Raw genomic sequence first — 22,222 nt, forward strand, 5'->3', positions numbered from 1 at the left:
CTATGTGGATATTGCCGAAACTGCCCGGGATGTGATCCGCTCCATCGGCTATGACCGCGCCAAGTACGGTTTCGACTGCGACACCTGTGGTGTGATCGTCAATATCGACGGCCAGAGCCCTGATATTGCACTGGGCACCAACGACGAAGTTGCCGGTGCCGGTGACCAGGGCATGATGTTCGGCTATGCCTGCGACGAAACGCCGGAATTGATGCCGCTTCCCATCAGCCTGGCCCATAAGCTGGCCAAGCGCCTGACGGAAGTCCGCAAGAGCGGTCTGCTGGATTATCTGCGTCCCGATGGCAAGAGCCAGGTGACCGTGGAGTATGAGGACGGCAAGCCGGTTCGTGTGGACGCTGTGGTTATTTCCAGCCAGCACAGCCCGGAAGTCAGCCAGGAACAGCTCCATGCCGATATCAAGCGGGAAGTGATCGAGAAGGTCATCCCGGCTGAAATGCTGGACGAAAACACCAAATATTACATTAACCCCACCGGGCGTTTTGTGGTGGGCGGTCCCCAGGGCGATACCGGTCTGACCGGCCGCAAGATCATCGTAGATACCTACGGTGGTTATGCCCGTCACGGCGGCGGTGCTTTCAGCGGTAAAGACCCCAGCAAGGTGGACCGTTCCGCAGCGTATGCGGCCCGCTGGGTAGCCAAGAATATCGTGGCTGCCGGTCTTGCCAAAAAGTGCGAAGTGGAACTGGCCTATGCCATCGGCGTGGCCGAGCCGGTATCCATCATGGTGGATACCTTCGGCACGGGTACGGTGGCCGACAGCCGGATTGAAGACGCCGTGAAGAAGGTCTTTGACCTGCGCCCGGCCGCCATCATCCGGGATCTGGATCTGCGCAAGCCCATCTATCGTCCGCTGGCTGCTTATGGCCACATGGGACGGGAAGATCTGGGTGTCAAGTGGGAAAACACCGATCGTGTGGAGGCCCTGAAAGCTGCGCTGGTCTGAGCAGCATCCTAATCAAATACGACAAAAGCGCGGGGGAGACCCCGCGCTTTTTTGGTTTGCCAAATATCAGGGGTTGGGGTATAATAAAGAGGATATTGTGGAAGTGTACCGAAGGGGGCGAAGTATGGAAAGCACCACGCAGATACAGCTGCAAAAACTCGAAGGTGTCGTGGAACATGTGATCTACGAAAACGCCGAGAGCGGGTATGCGGTGTTTGAAGTCAACGCCAGTGACCAGGACATTGTGGTGGCCGGAAATGTAGGCGGCATTGACAACGGTATGCATGTCACGGTTTACGGTCACATGGTCAATCATCCCAGCTACGGTGAACAGTTCCGCGCAGAATCCTGTGAGGCAAGCCTGCCGCAGGATACCGCCGGGCTCCTGAGTTATCTGTCCAGCGGGGTATTGCCCTATATCGGACCTTCCACCGCCAAAAAAATCGTCAAAGCTTTTGGGGAAGAAACCCTGAATATCATCTCCGAAACGCCCCAGAAACTGTGTGAAATCAAGGGCATCACACCGGAGAAGGCAGGCATCATCTCCAACGAATTTCGCCGTATGTACGGTGTGCGGGAGGTCATTGCCTGGTTTGCCCGGTATGGCCTTTCGGCGCAAAGTGCCGTTACCGCCTATCGCGCGTACGGCCCCCACACGGTGGAAGCCTTGACGCAGAACCCGTATCTTCTTTGCGGGGAACCGCTGCAGCTCAAATTTGCCCAGGTGGACGGAATTGCCGCGGCATTGCAGTTTGAATCCGGCAGCCGCCTTCGGGTGGCTGCTGGGCTTCTGTATGCACTGCGCCATAACGCCGGCAACGGTCACACCTGCCTGCCGCGTGCCAAGCTCTTGGAGAGTACCGCAAAATTCCTGCGGGTGGAACCCCAGGACATAGAAGCCGGTTTGGAGGAATTATTGCAGGCCGGGGAACTGCGTACCCGCTCGTTTGAAGAAACCGAGTATATCTATCTTCCGGATCTTCTCTCTGCGGAGGAGGACATTGCCGCCCGACTGGGAGAACTGGCCACCTTTCCCACGGAACCGCCCAAAACTTTGGAAAGCGATATTCGTGCCCTGGAAATTGCACAGGGATTTGCCTATGCGCCGCTGCAAAAAGAAGCCATCCGTACGGCGCTATCCAGCCGCGTGATGGTGCTTACCGGCGGCCCGGGTACCGGCAAAACCACCACGGTCAATGCCATTCTGAGTCTGTATGAGGCATTGTATGATCGTGTAGCGCTGTGTGCGCCTACCGGCCGGGCGGCCAAGCGGTTGAGCGAACTGACCAATCACACGGCATCCACCATTCACCGCCTTCTGGAGGTGGACTATACAACCGGAATGGTCCGCTTTATCCATAATGAAAAGAATCTGCTCAAATATGATGTCATCATTCTGGACGAAATGAGCATGGTGGATGTCAAGTTGTTCCAGGCGTTGCTGGCAGCAGCGCGTTACCATTGCCGGATCATTATGGTGGGGGATGCCGACCAGCTGCCCAGCGTGGGGCCTGGGAATATCCTGGGAGAAATTCTGCGCGTACAGGCAATTCCCACCGTGCGCCTGACGGATATTTTCCGCCAGGCGCAGAAAAGCCTGATTGTACAAAACGCCCACCGCATTGTTCAGGGGCAGATGCCGCAAAAAGGGGCCGCTGCCGATGACTTTTTTATGATTGAATCCGCCGGGCTGGCTTGTCAGCGCCTGGTATGCGATCTTGTGAGCACACGGTTGCCCAAAGCGTATGGGTTTGATCCGATACGGGACATTCAGGTTCTCTGCCCTACAAAAGTCGGACCAACGGGCAGTGTGGAACTCAATGCCCGTTTGCAGGAGGTCCTTAATCCACCGGCGCCGGGGAAACCGCAGATCGGCGGGGAAAAAGGCAGCAAAATCCTGCGTCTGGGTGACAAGGTCATGCAGATCAAAAACGATTACGACATTACCTTTGAGCGTGCCGGCGCGGAAGCCGGTGTGGGTGCCTATAACGGGGATTTGGGTATTATCACGGCCATTGACAGAGAATCCCGTTCAGTCACGGTCATGATGGATGACCGTAAGTATGTGTATTCGGCCGACCAGCTGAACGAGCTGGAACCGGCTTATGCGGTAACGGTCCATAAAAGCCAGGGTTCGGAATTCCCGGCCGTTATTGTTCCGGTGGCGGATGTTCCCGCGCGCCTTTGTTACCGCAACCTTTTATATACCGGCGTGACCCGTGCGCGTAAGCTGTGTGTGTTGACCGGCAGCAGCCGTACAATACAGACGATGGTGCGCAATGTGCGCCAGAATATGCGTTACAGCGGTCTTCGCTATTTGCTGGAAGATGCCGTTACCCCTGCGGCACAGGCAAAATGAGAAAGAATACGGATTGGACAGCGGCAGCAGAACAGGCCATGGCACTGCTTTATCCGCGGCGATGCCCGTTCTGCAACACACTCTTGGACGATACCGCACCGGACGGTGCATTTTGTCCGGATTGCGCATCGGAAGAAACGCGTCTGGCCCATCTTCCGCCCCGGCTGCCGGAAACGGAGCACGTTTTGTATGCACTCCAGGGGGCAATGGCAGCCTATTACTATGAGGGCATAGTCCGTGAAGCAATTCTGCTGTGCAAAAACGGCGGTCATCCCTGGCATGCCAGAGAACTGGCAGACCGCATGGCGGTGCGTATATGGGGAGCTGAAGCGGCCAACGTCCCCGGCAAGCGCCCCCGCAATGAGTTGTTTGTTCAGATGCCGCTTTATCACTGCATTGTGCCGGTACCGCCGCATCGGCCATGGCCCGGCGTGCCGGGGTTAGCGTTGCAGTTGGCGCGCCGCCTGGGAACGCTGTTTCAGATCCCGGTCCTGGAGGCAGTGGAAGTGGTTCCGCATGCGACTGTTCAAAAAAGCCTGACAAGGGAAGAGCGCCTGCAGAACGCCAAAAAGGCATATCGCTGCCGTCCCAAAGTAGATCTGAGCGGCAAGCGCGTATTGCTTGTCGATGATATTATCACAACAGGCGCCACGGTATCGGCCTGTGCACTGCTGCTTTTGCAGGCAGGAGCCGTGGATGTAACGGCGGCTGCTATTGCCGCAAAAGAAGATCTGCCAAAGGAAAAACGAATTCCAACGGAGAAATACAGATGAATCAACAGGATATCGGCATTGATCTGGGGACAACCTCGATCATTATTGCCACAGAAAAACAAGGCGTTGTTTTCAGCCAGCCCACCATTGGGGCCGTAGATACGCGGTCAAACACCATTCTGGCGGTGGGGGATGATGCTCTGCGCATGGTAGGGCGTGCGCCTGCCCACATTGATCTGGTCCGTCCACTGCGCGACGGTGTGATTCAGGACCACCGTATGACCAATGAACTGATCGTGCGGTTTGTAAACGAAGTTTGCCGTTCCCGCTTTTTTAAGCCGCGCGTTGCCGTATGCGTTCCGGCCGCCATTACAGGCGTCGAGGCAGACGCCGTGGTGGAATCCGTAATGGGCGCCGGGGCGCGGCAGGTGTTTTTGGTGGATGAGCCGGTAGCGGCCGCGTTGGGCGCAGGACTGCAGATCCGTCAGCCTCATGGCTGTATGGTTATTGATATTGGCGGCGGTTCCACCGATATTGCGGTGATCAGTATGGGCGGACGCGTGCGTGCGGCCAGCGTTCCGGTTGCCGGTAATGCGTTTGACAAGTGCATTGCCCAGTTCGTTCAGGAAAAATACCAGATTGCCATTGGTCCGCTGACGGCGGAAGCGCTGAAAAAACAGGTGGCCTGCTGCACCAAAAGCGAGTTTGAAGGTGTCATGGAAGTGCGCGGTCATTCCTGGGAAACCAATCTCCCGGCTCGCAGGCTGATCTATACGCACGATTTGTATGAGCCGGTGCAAGAACTGGCCACCCGCATTGCGGCAGCGGCACGGGCCGTGCTGGAAAGTACACCGCCGGAACTGGCGGCGGATGTGTCCTCGACGGGGGTTTTGCTGACTGGCGGCGGGTCTTTGCTGCGCGGTTTGGCTTCCTACCTGGCAGGGGAACTGCATGTAGATGTGGCAATTGCACCCGATCCGATCAACTGTGTGGCACGCGGGACCGCAATCAGCCTGAGTGAGGGAAAATTCCTCACGGCAGGGTTCCGGGATGCTACGCCCAAAGCCTGGAAGAAGGCTTTACAGAATGTGCGGGACCCTTTTGCCGGTGACTGACCCGTGCTATAATACTCTGATATTTTAATTTTGGAAGGAAAATCATCATGCCCGATATCACCCGCGAATATCTCGCCTTGCGCGATCAATATATCGAGAGTAAGTTTACCCGGCTGAATCCGGTGCAGCGGCAGGCAGTGTTTACCACAGAAGGTCCTTTGCTGATTCTGGCCGGCGCCGGGTCAGGAAAAACAACGGTGCTTGTCAATCGAATTGCCAACATCATCCGCTTCGGCTCGGCACACGGAAGCAAAGAACTGCCCCGCAATATTACCGAGGCTGATCTGGAGGATCTGCGGGCTGCGGTGCAGTCCGGCAGGGACCTCCCGCGGGAAACCGCGTATCTGGCTGTGCGCCCGGCACGTCCCTGGAATGTTCTGGCCATTACCTTCACCAACAAAGCAGCGGGCGAACTGAAAGAACGTCTTCGTGCCATGCTGGGGGAAACTATGGGCGGGGACGTGAATGCCTCGACTTTCCACTCTGCCTGTGTGCGGATTCTGCGCCGTGATGCAGAGCGCATCGGTTTCCCCAAAAGCTTTACTATCTATGATTCGGATGATCAGCAGCGGGTGCTGAAACAAATTTACAAGGACAAGATGATCGACGATAAATTCCTGCCGATCAAATCTGCGGTAGCGCAGATCAGTTCCTTCAAAGATAAGCTGATGTCTGCTGAAGATGTGGCGGCGGAGGCCCCGCGTGATACCAAAGCTGCACTGATCTCGAAAATTTATACTACGTATGCAGGACGTCTGAAAACCGCCGGGGCCATGGACTTTGATGATTTGATTTATCATACGGTCCGGCTGCTTCAGACAGACGCCGAAGCACGGGAATATTACCAAAACAAGTTCCGCTATGTGGTGGTTGACGAATACCAGGATACCAGTGTGGCACAGTTCCATCTGGTACGGCTGCTGGCAGGCGGTACCAACAATGTTTGTGTTGTGGGCGATGACGACCAGTCCATCTATAAATTCCGCGGCGCAACCATTGAGAACATCCTGAATTTTGAACAGGTCTTTACCGGCGCCAAGACCATCCGTCTGGAACAGAATTACCGCTCCACCTCTAACATCCTCAATGCAGCCAACAGCGTTATCAAGAACAATATGGGCCGTAAAGGCAAAACGCTGTGGACCCAAAACGGAGATGGCGACAAGGTTCACCATTATACGGCGTCCAGTGAACAGGACGAGGCGAGCCACATTGCGGATGTGATCGGGGAACATCTGCGGGAGGGCGCTCATCTGCGTGACCATGCGGTGCTGTACCGTATGAACGCGCAGTCCAACCCCATCGAAACCTATTTTGCCCGCGCCGGTATTCCGTACCGCATCGTGGGCGGCCAGCGCTTCTTCGACCGCAAGGAAGTAAAGGACATCAACTCCTATCTGGCGGTAATTGTCAACCCCCGCGATGATGTACGGCTGCGCCGGATCATCAACGAACCAGCCCGGAAAATCGGCGCTTCTACCATCGACAAGGTAGGGGAACTGGCGGCCAGAGCCGGTGTGCCGATGATGCAGATCATTGCCGATGCGCGCAGCTATCCGGAATTGATGCGTGCGGCGGCGGCCCTGGAAAAATTTTACGATATGTACCGGGAACTGTGTGATCTTTCCGTCACTATGCCTTTGGATGAATTTGCGGGCGAGGTCATCAAGAGAACCGGATACGAGGCCATGCTGAAGGCCCAGAAGGAAGAGGGCGAAGCGCGCCTGGAAAACTTGGGCCAGTTGGTCAGCTCGGTAAAGACATATACAGATCAGAACGGAGAAGAAGCGACCCTTTCGGGATTTCTGGAAGAAGTAGCACTCATCTCTGATCTGGACAGCTATGATCAGGACGCCGACAGCGTTACGATGATGACCATCCATTCGGCAAAAGGACTGGAATTTCCGTATGTTTTTGTGGTGGGCATGGAAGATGGAATTTTCCCCGGCGATATGGCCCGCTACAATGAAGAAGATATGGAAGAAGAGAGGCGCCTTTGCTATGTCGCCATTACCCGTGCCAAGAAAGAATTGTATCTTTCCACTTCCCGCAGCCGCCTGATTTTCGGGCAGACGCGTCGGAATCCGCCGTCCTGCTTCCTTTCGGAAATTGACGCCGATTTGCTGGACGAAACCCAAAGCCCGGAACTGGCCTATACCGCCGGTGGTTTCGGGGCAGGGTACGGCACCTACAGTACCAGTGTTCCCGGTGGGCGCAGCGGGTATTCCGGTGCGTCAAGAGGGTACCTGAACAGCGATTATAACGCGCGTCCCCGCGGTGGTTTTGGGGCAGGGTACAGCAGCGGCTTTGCCAGTGGCGGGCACGACAGCCCCAACTATCGCGGTGGCCGCCATACGGTGCAAAGCGGCGGTTTCGGCGCCGGATACGGGAGCAGCGTAAACCACCACAGTGGTGCCCCTGCCGCCCCGGCCGGAGCGGGAACTTCCACGCTGGCCGGTATGCAAAGTGCAGCTCCCAAAAAGCAGAATGTCCACTATGCTGCGGGCGATCTGGTAGAGCATCGGGTGTTTGGACGCGGCAAAGTGTTGAAAGCAACCCCCATTGCGGGTGACTGCATTGTGGAAATCCAGTTTGACCGGGTGGGTGTCAAAAAGACGATGGCCAATTATGCACCCCTGAAAAAAATATCGGAATAAAATAGGAGGCGCTTTTATGCTGGTTCAACTGATTGCACATACCAATGATCCGGAAAAGACGGTGGCAGCCGCTGCCAAACTGTGCTATTCGGATGCGCATATCGAAACACTGCTGGAGGGGCTTACCCCGGAAAAGACCGCTTCCTTTTTGCAGAAACTTACCGATTTGGGGCATGCAAGCCCCATTGAACACGCCAGTTTTACCTTTGGCATTGAAGGGGTATCGCGTACTTTCCTGGCGCAGGTCACACGGCATCGTATTGCCAGTTTCAGCGTCCAGAGCCAGCGCTATGTGCGCCTGGAAGATTTCCGTTACGTGATTCCGCCGGAGATCGAAGCAATCCCGGAAGCAAAAGAAAAGTTTATCGAGGCCATGAACGAAGAAGCCCGCAACTATCTTTCTCTGGTAAAGTCGTTGGAGGAGGCCCATACACAGCGCCTGATGGCGCAGGGCATGGAAGAAAAAGCGGCCCGGGCCAAGGCCAGCAAACAGGCAAATGAAGATGCCCGTTTTGTACTGCCCAACGCCTGCGAAACCAAAATGGTCATGACCATGAATTGCCGCAGCCTGCAGAACTTTTTCAATTTACGCTGCTGCAATCGCGCGCAGTGGGAGATCCGCGCCGTGGCCGATGAGATGCTGCGTCTTGTTCTTCCTTTGGCACCGCACATTTTTGCGACGGCAGGTCCGCGCTGCCTGACGGGTCCTTGCCCGGAAGGGCGCATGTGCTGCGGTCAGCAGCAGGAAGTTCGCCGGAAATATGAGGAGCTGAAACAGGAGGCGCTTGGCCGTGGGTAAGCTGATTATTTTTGAAGGACTGGATGGTTCCGGCAAAGGAACGCAAACGGCATTGACTGCCCAAAAACTGACGGAACGGGGCGTGGATCTGCGGCAGATTACCTTCCCCAACTACGCCAGCGATTCATCGGCGCTGGTTAAGATGTATCTCTCCGGTCAGTTTGGCGATAAACCGGATGATGTCAACGCCTACGCGGCGTCCAGTTTTTATGCTGTGGACCGTTTTGCCAGTTACAAAACCGACTGGGGCGAGTTTTACAGAAGCGGCGGTCTGGTTCTTTCGGACCGGTATACTACATCCAATGCGGTACATCAGTGCTCCAAATTGCCCCCGATGCACTGGGATGGGTTCCTGAACTGGTTGTTTGATTTCGAATACAAGAAAATCGGCATCCCCGCACCGGATGCGGTCATTTATCTGGCAGTCAATCCGGAAGTGTCCCAGGAACTGCTGAAAGAGCGTTACCATGGTGACGAAAGCCAGAAAGATATCCAGGAACGGGATCACGAATATATTGCCCGCAGCCGTGCGGCGGCAGAATACTGTGCCAAAATGTTTGGCTGGCATCGTATTGAGTGCACCCGCAGCGACGGCGAAAAACAATGGATGCGCACGGTCGAGGAGATCAACGCTGAGATACTTGCGCAAATTGAACCAATCCTGTAAAATGAGGGATACGGAAAGGAGACGTGCCTATGGTACGGATGGCAGCCGCTGACGATCTGGAAACATTGGTGCGTCTGCGCTGTACCCGATATGGGGAAACGCCTGCGGATGCTGCCGGATGGCTGCTGAATGTGGCAGGGCTGGATAATATTCTGGTGCTGGAACAAGCCGGGCACATGCCGGCAGCAATGCTGGCGGCGGTTCCGGTGACGTATACCCATCGCAAGGGGATTTGGTTCTGCGGCGCAGCTGCGGCGCAGAATACTTCCATGGAAAATCTGTTACCGCGCCTGCTCAGCGGATGCTTGCGTGCGTTTGCTGCCAAGAAATACGATTTCGCGGTTTTGGCGCCGGAAAACGCCCAAGAGGCCCAGTCGCTGGAAACGTTGCAGTTTAAAAATTTATTGCCGATGCGTGTATTGCAAAAGCCCATCAGGCGCAACCTTGTTGCCCAGGCTGAATTTGACAGTCTTACGGTACGGCATCTGCTGAATATGCGGATGCGTTTTCAGCCGGGATGTATCTCCTTGCCGGAGTCGGCTATGAACGAAGTGATGACCCAGCTGTACCGCCGTGGCCTGACGGTGGTTTCAAATCGTCGGGGCTATGGGTTATACTACAGCAAGGGGCAGGAACTGCAATTTTTGGAATTGCAGGCCGATAATGATTATTGCGCCGATACTTTGCTGCAAGCGGCACGGGAAAAAACGGGCGCGGAACAGGCCCGCATCCTGTTGTCTGAAAATCAGACTTTGTATCCGGGAGCCGGACGGCGCTGCGGGTACGGTATGATTGCATTTTTGCACGAATCGTTCCCGGTAACGGATGTTTATTTCAGGATGCTGTTGTAAAAGACAGAACAGAAACGATTAAAGGATGACCACACAGCCGGAAAGGTAAGGAAATCATTCATGAGGATCAATCGAAGCGACAACAACGCAGAAAACCGGGTGCAGCCCACATCACCTGCACCTGCTGCGCAGGAAGCAAAAGAAGAAAAAGCGGCAGTGCAGCCGCCTAAAAAGAAAGAAGAGCCGGTCAGGGAGAAAACAAAACCGCAAAAAAAACGCAAAGCAAAACAGGAAGAATTTGAAGATGAGGAGAGCAAGCCTCGTCGTCGTTTTCCGCTGGGCTGCCTGATTGTATTGATCGTGCTGGTGCTGGTAGGCGTGGGTGCTTACCAGGTCATGAAATTTTACAGCGAAATCGATGGCGATACGGAGTTAGGACCGGAACAAACCATTACGGTTGAACAGGGTTCCTCGGTCAGCAGCATTGCCACACAGCTCAAAGACGCCGGTATCATTCAGTATGACTGGCTGTTCAAAGAGTATGTCAAGTACAGCGGCAAGGCCGGCGGCATTCAATTCGGTGAGTTTACCCTGCGTTCCGGCATGGATTACAATACCATTATCCAGACGATTTCGCAGGAAACCTATCGCCCGACTACCAACGTTACCATTCCGGAAGGAACAACAGCCGTAGGCGTTGCCCAGATTTTTGTGGACGCGGGTCTGGTAGACAGCATTGATACCTTCCTGAACTGTGCCAATGGCACCGATGGTTCTGACTTCAGCCAGTACAGTTTCTGGACGCAGATTCCGGACAACGGCAGACTGATGAAGTGCGAAGGGTATCTTTTCCCCGACACCTACAACGTGTACGCAGATGAAGATGTCTACTACTATGTGGATACCCTCTATGCGGAGTTTGAAGCCAAGACCGAAGGCTTGACCGACACCATCAACCAGAAGGGTACCACGCTGGATGATGTGGTCAAACTGGCCAGCTTTATTCAGGAAGAAGCCGGTGTGGAAGCGGAGGATGCCAAAGTCAGCGCATGCTTCCACAACCGTTTGGAATCCGATGATCCCCTGTGGGCAGAGCATAAGCTGGAATCCAATGCCTGCAGCTATATCACACAGGATGTAGAAAACAACTATCTGTGGAACTCTCCCACGGCGGAATATTACGGATGGCCTGCTCTTGGTGCCATTCCGGAAGATGTGCTGAATGCGTATGATACCTACCGCATCAGTGGGTTGCCGGCCGGTCCCATTTCCTGCCCGGGCTATGCTGCTATCGAAGCGGCGCTGAATCCGGATCAGGAATATCTCGATGAAGGATATTTCTTCTTTGTTACGGGACATCCCGACACCGATGTAGCCGGTCAGTATTTCTACGCAAAAACGGCTGATGAACATCAGGCGAACGTAGAAAAAGCCGGCTGGGCGTATTGATTTTGTCAAAGAAATAAGCATGAAAGCGCCCGGCGCGTCCGGGCGCTTTTTTACAGGAGGAATATATATGCTGCAACAGCCCGAACTGCTGGCGCCTGCCGGCAGCCTGGAAACATTGAAATACGCCGTCTTGTATGGCGCTGATGCCGTGTATTGCGCATTGCCGGAATTCGGCATGCGGGCAGCGCCGGTCAACCTGACGGTAGGGGAATTGGCAGAAGGCTGCATTTTTGCCCATGCCCGCGGTAAAAAAGTGTATCTGACCCTGAATACCTTGCCTACCAATGAAGAACTGCGAAAACTGCCGCAGTACATCCAGGATGCGGCGGAAGCCGGCGTGGATGCTTTCATCATTGCCGATCTCGGGGTTCTGGCGCTGGCCAAGAAGTATGCCCCGGGCGTGGAACGTCATGTTTCCACCCAGGCGGGCATTACCAACTACGAGGCTGCAACGGTTGCCTACGAGCTGGGGGCCAAGCGTGTGGTGCTGGCTCGGGAACTGCCTTTGACCGAAATTGCCCAGATTCGGGATAACTGCCCGCGAGATCTGGAACTGGAAGCCTTTGTGCACGGTGCCATGTGCATGAGTGTTTCCGGCCGCTGCCTGCTGTCCAGCTATATGACCGGCCGCAGCGGAAACCGCGGGGAATGTGCACAGCCTTGCCGGTGGAAATACGCACTGGTGGAGGAACATCGTCCGGGCCAGTATATGGAGATTGGCGAAAACGAAAACGGAAGCTATATTCTGAATGCCAATGACCTTTGCACAGCGCCGTTTTTGGATTTGATCTGTAAAGCGGGTGTAGATTCGCTGAAAATTGAAGGCCGGGCCAAGACCTTCTACTACGTAGCTTCGGTTACCAGTGCATACCGTCGCGCGCTGGACGCCTATCTGCGTGACCCGTACAACGACAACTTTGAACTGCCGGTCGATGTGTTTGAAGAACTGAACCGGACCAGCCACAGACATTATTCGCCTGGTTTCTATTTTGGCAAGGAACAGGCCCTGCAGACGCCCAGCCACACCTATGTCCGGGAATGGGATTTCATTGGTACGGTGGATTCCTGGGAAAACGGCCTTGCCCATTGTACGCAGCGTGGGAAGTTCGTACAGGGAGATACCTTGGAAATTCTGCAGCCGGATGGCAGTGTGGTCAAGCTGACGCCGGAATGGATCGAAAACGAGGCTGGTGAGAGGGTGGATGCTACACCGCACCCCATGATGCGGTATACCATTCCCTGTCAAACACCGTTGATGCCTTACAGCCTTTTGCGGATGCAAAAACCTGAAAACGAAGGATAAAAACAAGCGCCTGCAGCATTGGCTGCAGGCGCTTGTTTCGTGTTGCGATTCAGGGGCTCCAAAAGGCAGTCAATTCCGTTTCCAGTTGCTGCACGCTGTTGACCGCACGAAGATGTGACCAGTGAGGCGGCAATAACCGGCGTGTATCAGGGGCGGTAAACCGGTCATCAATCAGTAGGACCACACCTTTATCCTGCGGGGTACGGATCACCCGCCCGGCTGCCTGCAGAACCTTATTCATCCCCGGGTATCGGTAGGCATAATCGAAACCGGAGCCCCGTGTTTTTTCAAAGTGATCCCGAAGTTGTTCCTGACGAGGGCCTACCTGCGGCAGCCCCGGCCCTACAATGGCAACACCGATCAGTCTGTCGCCAATGAAATCCACACCTTCGCTGAAAACACCGCCCAGAACCGCAAATCCGACCAGCGTATCCTTTTGTTCAGGCGAAAAATGCGCAAGGAATTCGGTGCGCTGAGATTCATCCATGCTGCTTTCCTGGCACAGAGTGGCTAAATCCGGGTAACGGACAGAAAAATCTTCCCAGACATTTTGCAGGTAGCTGTAACTGGGAAAAAACACCAGATAGTTTCCTGCCTTTCCGCGAGCCATACAGGCAATCAAGTCCGAAACCTGTGTGATGCTTGCCTGTCGGTCTTTATATCGTGTGCTGATATGACGCGCACACCAAAGCCCAAGATTGGCAGGTGGGAAGGGGCTGCGCAGCGCCACGGCACGAGCATCGGGAAGGCCGCACAAGTCTTTATAATAGCCTGCGGGGGTCAACGTAGCGCTGAATAGTACGGCGGCACGCCCTTTGGCAAAGTCGGAGGCCAAAAAAGCGCTGGGGTCCAAACAGAGCATGGCCGCGTGTACTTCACTTCCGTATGCCGATACCTGCAGCACAAAATGATCGTCGAATGTATCCGCAACGCGCAGCCAGGCGCGCACATCAAAATAAAGCTGAAGCAGAATATCGTGTGTTTCGCCGGGGTCACGGTGATCATCCAGCCAGAGTTCCAGCGGTTCACACAGGCGGGTCAAAGCACGGTCCAGTGCTTCTGCACGGGTCGGTTCAAAAAAGGTTTTGCCGAAACGGGTGTCCGAGCATTCTTCCTCACAACGGTGACGCCAGCCAAGAAAAACTTCGTTGACTTTTTGCAGCGCTGTTTTGAGCGAGCTTTTCCCGCTGCCCAACTGTTTTTTTGCTTCCAAAAATCTGCTTTTGGAAAGAGAAGCACTGTGCATATCACGTGCACGGCCAGGGAGGTTGTGTGCTTCGTCGATCAGAAAAAGATAATCGCCGCGGGAATCAAAAAAGCGCACAAGGCGTACGACCGGATCAAACAGATAGTTATAATCCCCGATGACCACATCACACCACAGGCTCAGATCCAACCCCAATTCAAAAGGGCATACCTGGTATTCCCTGGCCAGGTCCTGCAACGTTTCGGATGTAAGCGTTTGTTCGTCCAGTGCCTTCCATAAAGCTGTACGGATCTTGTCAAAATAACCGTTGGCATACGGGCAGGCTTCCGGTGTACATTCCCGCACGGGCAGCATACAGATTTTGTCTTTTGCTGTCAGTGTGACGCTGCGCAAAGCCAGGTCAGGATTCTGCACATGCAGTAAAGAAAGCGCACTTTCCGCTGCAGCGCGTGTGGTCCCTCGTGCGGTAAGGTAAAAGACCGGCCCGCCATCCTCCAGGGCTTTCAGCGCCGGAAACAAAACACTCATAGTCTTTCCGATGCCGGTGGGAGCCTGACACAGCAAATGCCCACCATCACGGCAGGTTTCATAAACGGCACCGATCATAGCACGCTGACCGGTACGATACTGGGGAAAGGGAAAGCCAAGTGCCTGCAAATCGGTCTGCCGCTTTTGACGCCATGCGGCAGCGCGTTTGGCCCAGGGGGCGTACTGCGTCAGCAGATCTTCCACAAACGCGGTCAGCTCCTCGCAGGTCCATGTTTTTGCAAAGCGATAGATCTGCTCTTCTTCTACCTGATAATAGGTCAGGCGGACACGCATTGTGTCCAGGTTTTGTTGCTGTGCGTAAATGGCAGCATACACTTTCGCCTGTGCCCAATGTTCCGGTGCATGATCCTCGGTAATTTGTTCAGAGGGAAGCAGTGTGGTTTTGATTTCATCTATGGTTTTTATGCCATCCTCATCGGTAAAAATACCGTCTGCCCGTCCCTCCAAGGTATATTGGATACCATTGCAGCCATACTCTTGGGTAAGGGCTACTTCCGCGGTGTAATCGGGATGCTCTTTTACGGCAGCGCGCTGCAATTTTCGGTGCAGCCGAGCCCCTTCATTGGCGCGGTCAAAGCCGGTAAAACGGCTGTCCAGACTGCCGCTTCGGAGTAAAAATTCCACAAGCCGCCGGATAGGCAAAACCACGGACAAAGATTCCGGCTGCATGAGAAGTCAACTCCTTCGATTCGTTCACGGAGAGAAAAACCGTGATTAATAAGTATGTGTGCAAACCTGCGCAATCTTGTCACGCAAAGCCACAAAATCACCAAAAACAGCAGGTTTATTGACCGGGTACCTCAGCAACGCAGCAGGATGATAGGTAGCCATAAAAAATGTGCCGTGCTTGTCAAAAAACTTTCCGTGATCACGGGTAATGGAAAAGCCTGGGTCGATCAGCTGCTGGGCCGCGATACGCCCCAGGCAAACAATGATTTTGGGACGCAGAAGCTGGAACTGCTGACGCAGCCAGGGGATGCATGCTGCAGACTCTTCCGGCAGCGGATCACGGTTTTGCGGTGGACGGCATTTCACGATGTTTGCGATGTACACATTCTTTTGGCGGTCCAGATCTACAGCTTCCAGATAATGGTCCAGAAGCTGTCCGCTGCGGCCCACAAAGGGGAGTCCCTGGGCATCCTCGTTGGCGCCGGGACCCTCACCCACAAAAAGTACTTCTGCGTCGGGGGCCCCCTGTCCAAAGACCACATGGGTGCGCGATTCACATAATCCGCAGCGGCGGCAGGCAAGGCATTCTTGCTGTAATGTTTGCAAATCCATTGTAAGTACCTCTCATATAAAAAGAATGGGGGATAGGGAATATGTCGCTTGAATACGGAACGCTGCTATCACTACTGTGTCTGACAGCCGGATATGCCTTCGGCAATTTTCTGGCGGCAGAAGTGGTTGCGCGTTGTCTGGCCGGAACGGGTATACGGAACATTGGCAACGGCCGGGCCAGTATGGACAACATAAAGAAAAACTTTGGCAAAAATGCGATGATTGCTGTGGCAGCAGGGGATATACTCACCACCGTTTTGGCTTGCTGGTTCTGCTATCGGCTTGCAGCACCGGAATTGGAACACACAGCAATCCTTTATGGTGGGATAGGGGTGATTGCGGGGCACACCTGGCCCGTATGGCTCCGCCACGGAGGAGGACAGGCTACTGTAATGGTTTGCACATGGTTAATTCTGTATCTGCCTGTAACGGGGCTGTTGTGCTGCCTGGCAGGTGCAGTGGTGACTGCCGGGATCGGGGCAACATGGGGATGCCTGCTGATTCCGTGCCTGGCGGCACCTGTAGCATGGTTACAATTCGGCATGCAAAGTGGTTTGGCAGTATTTGCTGCTGCCATATTGCTGTTTTGGCAATACAGAAAAGATAAGGCTTGCCGAAAAAATCCCTGAAAAGTTGCTGGCAAAGCACAGGAAGTCTGCACGTTGATATTCATGATACCACTGAAAAGAACATTTTGCAACGAAGCAAAAAACACGAAGATAAGACAAAAAACAAAAAACGCAAAAAAAATCAAAAAAGTTCGCAAAAACCCTTGACAGTTGGCACTTTGTCGGCTATAATAACTAACGTTGCAGCCGCCAAGGCAAACAAACGCGGCGGACAACAAGCTGGGTATGGCCCGGTAGTTCAGTTGGTTAGAACGCTAGCCTGTCACGCTAGAGGTCGTCAGTTCGAGCCTGATTCGGGTCGCCATTTGCTGCTATAGCTCAGTTGGTAGAGCGCATCCTTGGTAAGGATGAGGTCAGCAGTTCAAATCTGCTTAGCAGCTCCAGCGCGACGCCCACAGCGCTATATGGCACTGTGGGCGTTTTACATAGGGGCATAGCTCAGTTGGTAGAGCAGCGGTCTCCAAAACCGCGTGCCGAGGGTTCGAATCCTTCTACCCCTGCCAAGATTAGCCGTTGATTTTTAACGTTGATTCGTTGAAGATCAGCGGCTTTTCTTTTTGCTTTATACTGTTTATTGGACTTTTAACGTGCCTTCGTTCTACTTAAAATGTCCAGCTTTTTCCACTCTGTTGCTGTTTTTCTACTATAGTGTAAGTACCGAATTAAGTATCAGGAAAGGTTGGTACTTATTTGCAAATGTTTGCGCTGGAAAACGTGTACTTTATATTGATTAAGAAGAACCTATAAAAGAGCACAAAGCCATTGAAAACAACATGAGGCCACAGCGGCAAAATGCCGCACTTTTCGAGGCATCCAATATACGGTACTATTTCTTTACTACCAAAAAAAGAATCGCCCACAGAGCCTTAAAACAGCTCCGTAGGCGATGTTTTGTTTTTGCAGGATGAATTTGCGGGAATCCTACGGTAAGCAATATTGAAAATAGGGCTGATTAAAAATAGGAACGAAGGCGGGCATGTTTTCTCGCCCTGTACGCAAGCCCTTTTTTGTTCTATGAAACTGTGTCGTGAATAACAACACTACCATCTCAAACTATATAAAATATCACGACATGGAAGAAGCGGTACATTTCATACTGTGCTCAAGATAACAACGGTTACAGTTTTTATTCTGAAAATCTCGATCGTTGTTATTCAGAACACAGTTACAAAATATGGTTTGACAACGATTCTCCGGAACATGGTTGTTATTGATAACACAATTGATTTTTGATATAGGGTGTCCTGTGTTGTTATTCTGCGCATAGTTGATTTTTAAATAGGGGTTGTTATTCACAACACATTTTCACTTTTTGTCAAACGCCTCTCACCGCTTTTGACGTTTTTACGCTATTATTTTTGGCTCCGCATAGACTGGAAATCCTGGAATTTTATCAGAAACAATGTTGTTATAGTCTGCACAGCTCACAAAGCCTTTCCATATTTTTGTTTATCTTCCTGCGGTTGTTATTGTCAGCACAGAAGGATTTCTGATGGTTGTTATGCAGCACACATGTGTTCGTTTTGGAAGTTGTAATTTTCGACATATTTCAGGGGAAATCATCCGATCATAACGGTTGTTATTCTCGACACAGTTGTTTTTGAAAACATTTTTTCTGTGCCTGATTGCCCGTGCATTGCTTTTCTGTTGTTATTTGAAGCACATTTGGAGCAAAGCGTTGTTATCTGCGACACAGTAAAGCGCCTGCCGCAACGATTGTTATTCTAAACACATTGTAATTGATGGTCCATTTTCTATTGTTAAGCACCGCCTGATTTCATTGTTATTGGTGGCACATTTATATTGTTATTCAGTACACACCTCATCATTATATTCTAAAAAATAATTTATAATAGAGATAAAAACGCACGAAACGCTTTCCCGGAGATAATTTATAGTTGTGCTGAATATTACAATAATTGACGGCGATAGCACAATGTGGTATTATCTTGCGAGTCGAAAGAATATGTGTTAGGAGCGTCTTACGTGGCGAAAAGAAATAGTGCAGCAGATTTTTCCACTCTTGTTGCAACGGACTACGAAGAACCGGAACAAACAGTAGCGACCTACGGCGAACGCGGCAATCAAACGGTTGTTCGTAAATCCAACGAACTCATTCAGAATGCGATGTACAATCTGACGCTGAGCCAGCAGAAGTTGATGCTTCACATTTTTGCAATGATCAAACCGTCTGATACAGAACTTCCGCGCTATGAAATGTCAATCTATGAATTCTTGAAACTGTGTGGTGTGGACCCTCATAATGGGTCTATGTACAATCAGGTAAAGAAAAATATTTCTGAGATTGCAAATACGCCGGTGCAATGGATTCGGATCGAGGGTACACAAAAGATTACCATGTTCCGTTGGATCAATGAGAGTACCATCGATAAGGGAACGGGGAAAATCACGCTGACGTTAAGCCCCCTTCTAAAGCCGCACCTGATTCAGCTCAAGGAATTTTATACCACAATGGATGTTACGTACATCATGCTGATGAAAAGTCAGTACAGTGTACGGATCTATGAGCTTTGCAAAAGCTATCAGAACTTATATCTGAAAAACAAAGAGGCGGGAAAGCCTCTTGTTTGGGACATTGACAATCTGCGCAAACAGGTGGACTGTTCTGCAACCAACTGGGCGCACATCAGAAGAACTGTCTTGGATAAAGCCAAAAGCGAAATCAATGGGCATACCGATATACTCTTTGATTATGCCGTTTATAAAAAGGCAAAATCGAAGGTAATCGAAATATCTGTGCAGATCGAGCCTGTGGAACAAAAAGAAGCGGCTCAAAATTTGACAGATATTACATCGATGATTTCCAAAAGAAAGAAAAGAAAAGGGAAATTGTACGATGATTCAGACGCCAATGATTCATCGGTCTTGTCTTTTGGGTATGTTTCGTCGCCGGAAACAACCATTCCCTATTCTTTCGGCCAAAAGCCGGCAGAACTAAAAGAAGAGATTCTGGTTCGTGCGGAAATGAATCTGCTTAAAAAAGAACTCAGTATTTCCGAGCTGGAAGCCGTCAATGTTATCATTGATACGATGGCCAATATGGCTGGAAAGGCCAGGGGAAAGAACGCCCTCATCGACGGTGGTGACCAGCAGTTCTTTGAAGCGATGAATGAGATCATTTTTGAATGCAAAGGGCTGCATAAGTGGTTTGCCGGAATTGCCGGTCGTTATGTAAAAACCGTAATTCCCACGGCAAAAACAAAAGCCTCTCCGGTGTTGTACCTTTGGAAGTCCATTTTGGACGACATGGGGAATTATCGTCTTTATACATCTTGTATGGATAAGGATGATGACCATTACAACGAGGATGTTGTCGAAGCACATTTTGTCGAGGCGGAAGAAGAGGAAGCCGTCGCGGATATGCTGGTGCCAAAGGATGCAGACACCAAAAAGAGCATGGCACAGGCTCTGCAGAGGTTTATTGACGAAAAAGAGCTGGAAGAAAAATTGACAGCGGGCCAAAAAGAAGCCTACGAAGACATCCTCCATCTTGCGACATACTTCTGCAGGCGTAATGTAAAAAGCAAGGACGAAGGCATGATGGAAGGAAAAGCCAACATGCAGTTCTTGAACAGCCTGAATAAGTGCATTGCGAAATATGGGTCTTTGACCCCCCTTTTTGAAACGCTCTCGGTGATTTATGATTACGACACGTATTGGAAAAAAGTGAATCGTAATGACAAAATCAGGAATCCAAAGCTTCTGTTTCAGTCAGAAATTGAGCAGTCTCTTCTTATGCCGTTTAGTGTAGTGGAGAATCAGAAGGCGAGAACCCAAACAAGCACAAAGAAAGAAACCGGTACAGATTGGCTTTCGATGTTTGATTAAATTGCAAGGCATACGTTGGGACTCTTCTTTAGATAAAAAGATGTACATGGTCTGGTATGACCGTGTACATCTTTTTTTGTGAGTTATTCTCGCCAATATGACCTGCAGACAAGATTGGGCACCGTTGCGGAAAGACATTTTACTTATTTTAAATGATATTGGATGTTTTGTATAAGGAATTGGAAAGCTGGTGCAATATAAGTTTGTCAAGGAGTGTTTCGCTGAAGAATATATGAAAAGGCGTTTGCCTTTTGCGCCCGTGACGAGAAGGCAAGATCCTTTTTTCTCGACCAAAAAGACATGCCAAATGGCAGGCCTTTTTGGTTTGTCTGGAAATAGTGAAAAACCACTCTTGCTTTTTCTTTAGGCCGTGCTATAATACCAGACGCGGAACGGAAAACTCCGTAATTGTATAGAGGGGAAAATGCGGTATGACAAAGGATTTGACGTCTGGCAGCCCGCTGAAAGTGATTTTACTTTTTACGCTGCCGCTGGTATTGGGAAACCTGTTTCAGCAGTTTTATGCCCTGGCCGACACTATCATTGTGGGACGGTTCTGCGGTGTCAATGCACTGGCTTCGGTGGGATCAACAGGTTCCATCAACTATTTGATTCTGGGGTTTGTGATTGGCATCTGTAATGGCTTTGCCATCCCTATTGCCCAGTTGTTTGGTGCCAGAGATTACCGGGATTTGCGGCGCCATGTAGCCAATGCGGGGTGGCTGTGCGTGGCAGGCAGTGTGATTTTAACGGTACTTACGGTCAGTCTGACCCGTCCGCTGCTGGTTCTGATGCAGACCCCCTCTGATATTTTGGATGGCGCTGCCATTTATATCGGTTGGATTTTTGCGGGAATTCCGTTTATTTTTCTATACAATATGGTGGCTGCCATTATGCGTGCGTTGGGGGACAGCAAGACACCGCTGTATTTCCTGATTTTGACAAGTGCGTTGAACATTGGCTTGGATCTGCTGTTTGTGATTCCTTTTCAAATGGGAGTGCTGGGGGCTGCATTGGCTACCGACATTTCGCAGGCGATCTCTGGTGTTTTGAGTTTTGTTTTTCTTTGCCGCAAGTTCGAAGTCCTTTCTATGGAAAAGGAAGATAGGCGGCTCAGCAAAAGCGCCTGTGTCCGTTTGTTGGGAATCGGGCTGCCGATGGGGCTGCAGTGCAGTATAACGGCTATTGGCAGTGTTATTATGCAGTGGGCTGTCAATATGCTGGGAAGTACTGCAGTGGCAGCGGTAACTGCCGCCGGTAAAACGATGAATTTGCTTACGGCTCCGCTGGAGAGCATCGGCACAGCAATGGCAACCTATGCGGGGCAAAACCTGGGTGCTGCCCGAATGGACCGGGTACGTAAAGGGGTACACAGCGCATTGCTGATCGCTGCCGTGTATGGCATTGCATCGCTGGTTATCCTGCATTTTGCAGATGTGACGATCATGAGCCTGTTCCTGGATACGGAAACAGAAGCGGAAATTGTGGCTATGGGACGGCAGTATCTTTTCTGGAACAGTGTGTTCTTTGTCCCGTTGGGAGCGTTGATCGTGTGGCGTTACAGCATCCAGGGACTGGGATTCTCCTCTCTGGCCATGATGGCAGGTGTGGCAGAAATGATAGCCCGTACGGCTGTTGCTGCTTTGTTGGTACCGGTGCTGGGATATTTTGGGGCAGAACTGGCCAATCCGGCAGCGTGGGTTGCTGCCTGCCTGTTCCTGTACCCGGCCTATGTCTGGACTTGCCGCCAGTTGGACAACAGGCTATTGGCGGCACGCCTGCGGATGCAACGTACGTGAGGAGCCGTTGGAATATGCGGCGTTTGTATAAATTTGCATAAAGACTTGCTGAATAATGCGAATCGGTTTATAATATGGGCATTGAAAAAGT

At 51.9% G+C, this 22,222-nt stretch carries 15 protein-coding genes and 3 tRNA genes; 16 read left to right on the forward strand and 2 right to left on the reverse strand.

Annotated features, from left to right (window positions below):
• The 10 genes from metK to H6B10_RS01685 all read left to right on the forward strand — a co-directional run.
• On the forward strand, positions 1 to 964 hold a 964-nt coding region (gene metK / locus H6B10_RS01640; RefSeq protein WP_204649176.1), incomplete at its 5' end, for a methionine adenosyltransferase.
• Positions 965 to 1,088: 124 nt separating this feature from the next.
• The gene (gene recD2 / locus H6B10_RS01645) at positions 1,089 to 3,323 is read left to right on the forward strand and encodes an SF1B family DNA helicase RecD2 (protein ID WP_204649177.1); all 2,235 of its coding nucleotides are present in this window, start codon (positions 1,089 to 1,091) and stop codon (positions 3,321 to 3,323) included.
• A 38-nt stretch (positions 3,324 to 3,361) separates the two neighbouring features.
• Positions 3,362 to 4,096 (forward strand): ComF family protein, encoded by a 735-nt coding sequence (locus H6B10_RS01650; RefSeq protein WP_204649178.1) that lies wholly within the window; start codon positions 3,362 to 3,364, stop codon positions 4,094 to 4,096.
• Positions 4,093 to 5,151, forward strand: a complete 1,059-nt coding sequence (locus tag H6B10_RS01655) for a rod shape-determining protein (RefSeq protein ID WP_204649179.1) — start codon at positions 4,093 to 4,095, stop codon at positions 5,149 to 5,151. Before H6B10_RS01650 ends, H6B10_RS01655 begins: the two co-directional genes overlap by 4 nt.
• Before the next feature lie 47 nt (positions 5,152 to 5,198).
• A complete protein-coding gene (locus H6B10_RS01660) occupies positions 5,199 to 7,808 on the forward strand; it encodes an ATP-dependent helicase (RefSeq protein WP_204649180.1) in 2,610 nt (869 codons plus the stop codon).
• 16 nt (positions 7,809 to 7,824) lie between these two features.
• Positions 7,825 to 8,607: an FAD-dependent thymidylate synthase gene (gene thyX / locus H6B10_RS01665; RefSeq protein ID WP_204649181.1), complete on the forward strand. Its 783-nt coding sequence runs from the start codon at positions 7,825 to 7,827 to the stop codon at positions 8,605 to 8,607.
• Complete coding sequence (locus H6B10_RS01670) at positions 8,594 to 9,274, forward strand: dTMP kinase (RefSeq protein ID WP_204649182.1); 681 nt, start codon at positions 8,594 to 8,596, stop codon at positions 9,272 to 9,274. Before thyX ends, H6B10_RS01670 begins: the two co-directional genes overlap by 14 nt.
• Positions 9,275 to 9,303: 29 nt before the next feature.
• Positions 9,304 to 10,125, forward strand: coding sequence for a hypothetical protein (locus tag H6B10_RS01675; protein WP_204649183.1), 822 nt, complete (start codon positions 9,304 to 9,306; stop codon positions 10,123 to 10,125).
• Positions 10,126 to 10,185: 60 nt separating this feature from the next.
• Entirely contained in the window at positions 10,186 to 11,514 is a 1,329-nt protein-coding gene (gene mltG, locus H6B10_RS01680) for an endolytic transglycosylase MltG (RefSeq protein WP_204649184.1), read from the forward strand.
• Positions 11,515 to 11,581: 67 nt separating this feature from the next.
• The gene (locus H6B10_RS01685) at positions 11,582 to 12,817 is read left to right on the forward strand and encodes a peptidase U32 family protein (RefSeq protein WP_204649185.1); all 1,236 of its coding nucleotides are present in this window, start codon (positions 11,582 to 11,584) and stop codon (positions 12,815 to 12,817) included.
• A 49-nt stretch (positions 12,818 to 12,866) separates the two neighbouring features.
• Here the strand turns inward: H6B10_RS01685 and H6B10_RS01690 are convergent, their stop codons facing one another.
• Both H6B10_RS01690 and H6B10_RS01695 read right to left on the reverse strand, forming a co-directional pair.
• Entirely contained in the window at positions 12,867 to 15,242 is a 2,376-nt protein-coding gene (locus tag H6B10_RS01690) for an ATP-dependent DNA helicase (RefSeq protein WP_204649186.1), read from the reverse strand.
• 45 nt (positions 15,243 to 15,287) lie between these two features.
• On the reverse strand, positions 15,288 to 15,854 hold the full coding sequence (locus tag H6B10_RS01695) for a uracil-DNA glycosylase (protein ID WP_204649187.1): 567 nt from the start codon (positions 15,852 to 15,854) through the stop codon (positions 15,288 to 15,290).
• A gap of 41 nt (positions 15,855 to 15,895) precedes the next feature.
• Here H6B10_RS01695 and H6B10_RS01700 point away from each other — a divergent pair, with 41 nt between their 5' ends.
• The 6 genes from H6B10_RS01700 (at position 15,896) to H6B10_RS01725 (ending at position 22,131) form a co-directional block, all read left to right on the forward strand.
• Positions 15,896 to 16,483, forward strand: a complete 588-nt coding sequence (locus H6B10_RS01700) for a glycerol-3-phosphate acyltransferase (protein ID WP_204649188.1) — start codon at positions 15,896 to 15,898, stop codon at positions 16,481 to 16,483.
• 227 nt (positions 16,484 to 16,710) lie between these two features.
• Positions 16,711 to 16,787 (forward strand) — tRNA-Asp (locus H6B10_RS01705).
• Positions 16,788 to 16,790: 3 nt separating this feature from the next.
• Positions 16,791 to 16,866: transfer RNA gene (locus tag H6B10_RS01710), tRNA-Thr, on the forward strand.
• A gap of 44 nt (positions 16,867 to 16,910) precedes the next feature.
• Positions 16,911 to 16,986, forward strand: a tRNA-Trp gene (locus tag H6B10_RS01715).
• 1,483 nt (positions 16,987 to 18,469) lie between these two features.
• Positions 18,470 to 20,332: a RepB family plasmid replication initiator protein gene (locus tag H6B10_RS01720; protein ID WP_204649189.1), complete on the forward strand. Its 1,863-nt coding sequence runs from the start codon at positions 18,470 to 18,472 to the stop codon at positions 20,330 to 20,332.
• A 431-nt stretch (positions 20,333 to 20,763) separates the two neighbouring features.
• Positions 20,764 to 22,131, forward strand: a complete 1,368-nt coding sequence (locus H6B10_RS01725; RefSeq protein ID WP_204649190.1) for an MATE family efflux transporter — start codon at positions 20,764 to 20,766, stop codon at positions 22,129 to 22,131.
• Positions 22,132 to 22,222 lie beyond the last annotated feature (91 nt).

This window comes from Gemmiger formicilis, from assembly GCF_016901605.1.
GTDB lineage: Bacteria > Bacillota > Clostridia > Oscillospirales > Ruminococcaceae > Gemmiger > Gemmiger formicilis_B.